The organism is Mesorhizobium sp. M0060 (assembly GCF_040323155.1).
In the GTDB taxonomy this organism is placed as follows: Bacteria; Pseudomonadota; Alphaproteobacteria; order Rhizobiales; family Rhizobiaceae; genus Mesorhizobium.
In genome coordinates this window covers 1-5150 of sequence record NZ_JAMYUP010000123.1, presented here as the reverse complement: position 1 = coordinate 5150, position 5150 = coordinate 1, and the positions used below count along the sequence as shown (strand labels likewise).

The window sequence follows — 5150 nt, the reverse complement described above, 5'->3', positions numbered from 1 at the left end:
TCGAATGGCTGCATCAACAGGCCGGACAGAAGACTGCACCCGACCAACGCGCCATAATGTCGAATTACCTCTTGCATCGCGGGAGCCATCCACAGAAGACATCGCAAGCGAGGACTCCGGAGGTCGCGGTTGCGCCCTCAAGCCCCGCCTGGTCGACCAGATAGAAGATCGCATTGGCCTCGCCGCCCGGCATCGTCTCGCTGAACTGGATGCGGCTGTTGGGCTGGATCAGACCGAGCAGGGTCTCCGCCACACCTCGACGCCGAGGTCGCGCAGATCGTGGCCGTTGCCGCGCCGCGCCGATTTTCTGGAGTGATAAGCCGCGCCCGACGCGGCGAATTCGTAACCCTACTCGGCGGCCGTCTCCGATGGCGCCTCTGCCGGCCCCGAAGGCTCGGCCTCGGCACGCGGCTTGCGCCGTGAAAACAGCGACCTGAGCGTGACGTAGAACACCGGCGTCAGGAACAGGCCGACGAAGGTGACGCCGAGCATGCCGGAGAATACCGCGGTGCCGAGCGACTGGCGCATTTCTGCGCCCGGACCCGTTGCGATCATCAGCGGCACGACGCCGAGGATGAACGAGAAGGCGGTCATCAGGATCGGCCGCAGCCTGAGCCGGCAGGCTTCGACGGCAGCCTCGGCGGCCGACAGCCCGCGTTCCTGCGCCTGCCGCGCGAATTCGACGATCAGGATCGCGTTCTTGGCGGCAAGCCCGATTAGCACGATGAGGCCGATCTGCACGAGGATGTTGTTGTCCAGCCCTCGGAACGACACGCCGAGCAACGCCGCGAGCACGCCGAGCGGCACCACCAGCACAATGGCGAACGGCAGCACCCAGCTTTCATATTGCGCCGCCAGCGCCAGGAACACGAACAGCACCGACAGTCCGAAGATATAGACAGCGGCATTGCCGGTGTTGCGCTCCTGATAGGCGAGCTCGGTCCATTCATAGGAGGTACCGGCCGGCAGCGTCTTTGCCGTGATCCCTTCCATCAATGCCAGCGCGTCGCCCGTGGAAACGCCGGGCGCGGCGTTGCCCTGCAGCGGCACCGAAACGTACATGTTGTAGCGCTGGACCAGCGCCGGGCCGGTGACGTCGCGGATCTCGACCAACGTGCCGAGCGGAACCAGCGCGCCGGTCGCCGAGCGCACCTTCAGTTTCAAGATGTCGGCGCGATCGAGACGGAACGCCTGGTCGGCCTGCGCCCGCACCTGGTAGACGCGCCCGAAAGCGTTGAAGTCGTTGACGTAGGCGGTGCCCAAATTGATCGACAGCGTCTCGAAGATGTTGGGGATCGGCACGTTCAGGATGCGCGCCTTGTCGCGATCGATCGCCAGGAAGAATTGCGGGCTCGACGCGGAGAAGGTGGTGAACACGCCCGTCAGCCCCGGCGTCTTGTTGGCCTTGCCGGCGATTTCGTAGGCAAGCGCCAGGATCTGCCGCATGTCGGCGCTGTTGCGCTCCTGGATCTGCAGCTTGAAGCCGCCGGCATTGCCGACGCCGCGGATCGGCGGCGGCGGCAGTGCGATAATGAAGGCTTCCTTGATGCTTTGCAGGCTGCCGAACAGATTGCCGATGACCTGGGTCGCCGACTGGCCGGCTTTCAGTCGCTCGTCAAACGGCTTGAACCTGGCGAAGATCACGCCCGCGTTGCTGGCGTTGGTGAAGGTCGCGCCGGAGAAGCCGGCGAAGGCGACTGCGTAGTCGACGCCTGGCGTTTTCTGGATGATCTGCGACGCCTGCTGGATGACGGCATCGGTCCTCGACAGCGAAGCGCCGTCCGGCAACTGGACGACGACGATCGCATAGCCCTGGTCAAGAGACGGAATGAAACCGCGCGGCACCGCCTGCACCATGTAGACCGTGGCGTAGATGAGGGCCGCGAAAACGGCCAGCATGGCGGCGATCGTTATCCACGAGCCGACCAGCACGCGGATGATGCTCGAATACCAATGGGCGACCCTCTCGAAGCCGCGATTGAAGCCGTCGGCGAGCGCCCGTCCGAACCGCGCCAGGAAAAAGCGCGGCGGCGCCGCCGCGGCGTGATGCGGCTTGAACAGCAGTGCGGCCAGCGCCGGCGAAAGCGTCAGCGAATTGAATGCCGAGATCGCCGTCGACACCGCGATGGTGATCGCAAACTGCAGATAGAACTGCCCAGAAATGCCGGGGATGAAGGCTGTCGGTACGAACACGGCTATCAGCACCAGCGAGATCGCGATGACGGCCGTTCCGACTTCGTCCATGGTCAGGTGCGACGCCGGATTGGGCGCCAGCCCTCTGGCGATATTGCGCTCGACGTTTTCGACCACGACGATCGCATCGTCGACGACGATGCCGATCGCCAGAACTAGGCCGAACAGCGTCAGCATGTTGAGCGAGAAGCCGGCGGCGTAAAGCACCGCCAGCGTGCCGATCAGCGACACGGGGATCGCCACGATCGGCACGATCGCCATGCGCCACGATTGCAGGAAGACGATGATGACGATGATGACCAGCAGCATCGCCTCGAGGATCGTCTTGTAGACCTCCTGGATCGACTCGGCGACGAACTCGGTCGGATTGTAGACGATGTCGTAGCTCAACCCCTTCGGGAAGTCGCGGGAAAGCTCCTTCATCTTGTCCTGGATCTCCGCGGCTGCGGCGAGCGCATTGGTGCCCGGCCGCTGGAAGATGGCGAGCGCCACCGCCGGTTTGCCGTTGAGATAGGAGTTGGTGACGTAATCCTTGGCGCCGAGCTCGATGCGCGCCACGTCCTGCAGCGAGATCAGGCGGCCGTCGTCGGTCGATTTGACGATCACGTATCGGAAGTCGCGTGCGTCGTTGAAGCGGCCTTGCGTGGTGACCGTGTACTGGAACGCCGTGCCGGTGCTGGTCGGCGGCGCGCCGATCGAGCCGCCCGACACCTGGACGTTCTGGTCACGCAGCGCCTGCACCACATCGCCCGAGGTCATCCCCAGGGCGGACAGTTTTTCCGGATCGAGCCAGATGCGCAGCGAATATTCGCGTTCGCCGAAGATGATGAGGTCGCCGACGCCGTCTAGTCTGAGCAGTATGTCGCGCACCCGCGAGCGGGCGTAGTTCGAGACGTAGAGCTGGTCGTAGGTGTTGTCGGGCGACAGCATGTGCACGACCATCATCAGGTCGGGCGAGCTCTTGGTGGTGGTGATGCCGAGGCGGCGGACATCTTCGGGCAGGCGCGGCTCGGCGACCGACACGCGGTTCTGCACCAGCACCTGCGCCTGGTCGAGATCGGTGCCCAGCTTGAAGGTGATGGTCAGCGCCATCGCCCCGTCGCCCGACGAATAGGACGACATGTAGAGCATGCCCTCGACGCCGTTGATCTCCTGCTCGATCGGCGTTGCCACCGTCGCTGCGACCGTCTCGGCGTCGGCGCCCGGATACTGCGCGCGAACGACGATGGTCGGCGGCGCGATCTCGGGATATTGCGCGACCGGCAGCTGGGTATAAGCAATCCCGCCGAGGATCAGCAGGACGATCGAAACGACCGATGCGAAGATCGGACGGTCGACGAAGAAATGTGCGAACCTCATTGCTGCAACTCGGCGGTCTCGGCCTTGGGCGGCAACGTCACCATCTCGACCTTCACCTTCGTGCCGGGCCTGGCGTGCATCAGCCCGTTGACGATGATCGTCTCGTCGCCGGTCAGGCCCTGGCGGATCACCCGGTAGCCGTCGAGAAGCGGGCCGGTGCGCACGGGCTTCGCCGACACCATCCCGGCCTCATCCACCAGGAACACGATGCGGCGATCCTGATCGGCGCCGATCGCCTCGTCGGGCACCAGCACGCCGCTATGCGGCAGCGACCCCGGCACGTTGATGCGCCCGAACATGCCTGGCTGGAGAATGCCGTCGGCGTTGGGAAACCTTGCACGCACCCGCATGGTGCCGGTCGCGTTGTCGATCCGGTTCTCGGCAAAATCGAGCTTGCCTTTGAATACCGCCTCCGCGCGGTCGGCGACGCGAACCACCACCTCGAGCCCGCCGGCGCCTTCCTGCATGCTGCCGCCGCGCTCCTTCGCGTCGCGGGCATAGCTGAAATACAGGCGCTCATCGACGTCGAAATAGAAGTCGATCGGATCGCGCGTAACGATGGTCGTCAGCAAGGTGGAATCCGGCTGCACGAGGTTGCCGACCGACACCAGCCGGCGGTCGATGCGGCCGGACAAGGGCGCCTTGATCTCGGTGAATTCCATGTTCAGGCTGGCCGTCGTCAGCGCAGCCGTCGCGCCCTGCATCTGCGCCTGCGCCGAAAGGTATTCCCGCCGGCGGTCGTCGAGCGTCGCGGTTGAGATATTGCCGGTCTTGGCGAGTTCGTCGGCGCGATCCAGCTGCATCGTGGAGAATCCGAGCAGACTCTTGGCGACGTCCACTTGCGATTTGGCGGCATCATAAGCCGCCTGGTACGGACGCTGGTCGATGGTGAAGAGCAGGTCGCCCTTGTTGACCAGTGCGCCGTCCTGGAAGCTGACCTTGTCCAGATAGCCGCTGACGCGCGAGCGGATGGCGACCTGGTCGACGGCTTCGAAGCGCCCGACGAACTCGTCGTCTTCGACGATTTCACGGACCACCGGCTTGGCCGCCGTCACCACGGGTAGCTGCTGGTCCTGCGCAAACGCAGTGCTGAAAGCCATGCCGAGCAGGAATGTCGCCGACACGGCGGCGCGGGCAAGCCAGCCGGCCGATCGACGGGGTCGCCCGCCCGCGTCGCGATGCAATTGCCCATTCTCTGGGGTGTCCATTTGCGTCCTCGCTCGCTGGACCCGGAGGTCGGTTGATCCGCTTCTACGCTCAGGCTTCTCGTCGAGATCAGGGCACTACAGTGTTGTGCATGGCAACATGATCATTTTCCATGTGGGCTGAAATGTCCACCCTGTGGCTGCCTCGCCACCCGCCACTGGCGACGCAGATCCACCGGGCGGCCCGGGACGCCATTGAGACGGGGCGGCTAGACCCGGGAGCAGACCTTGGTCCCGTCGGGCTGAACGTCCGCAATGCTTCTTCAAACGTTAAAGCCGCCATTCCGCTATCGTGAAGAGTTTCGGGCGCCGGCAGGCGTACGAAAGTCCCCGAGGAAGGAACCCGCGGGCCACAGGCGATGGTTATGGGGATTTCGATTTGCGGCTGGTGTC

General features: G+C 64.5%; 3 protein-coding genes. 1 reads left to right on the top strand and 2 read right to left on the bottom strand.

The features are described 5' to 3' along the window. A partial coding sequence (locus tag NKJ94_RS36830; RefSeq protein WP_352532626.1) for a hypothetical protein occupies positions 1-316 on the top strand: 316 nt, incomplete at its 5' end. A gap of 32 nt (positions 317-348) precedes the next feature. On the opposite strand, the gene NKJ94_RS36825 is transcribed toward NKJ94_RS36830, so the two are convergent. Beyond that, entirely contained in the window at positions 349-3552 is a 3204-nt protein-coding gene (locus NKJ94_RS36825) for an efflux RND transporter permease subunit (protein WP_352532624.1), read from the bottom strand. Further along, complete coding sequence (locus tag NKJ94_RS36820; RefSeq protein WP_352532628.1) at positions 3549-4652, bottom strand: efflux RND transporter periplasmic adaptor subunit; 1104 nt, start codon at positions 4650-4652, stop codon at positions 3549-3551. The genes NKJ94_RS36825 and NKJ94_RS36820 overlap by 4 nt, the downstream gene beginning before the upstream one ends. Between the last annotated feature and the right edge of the window lie 498 nt (positions 4653-5150).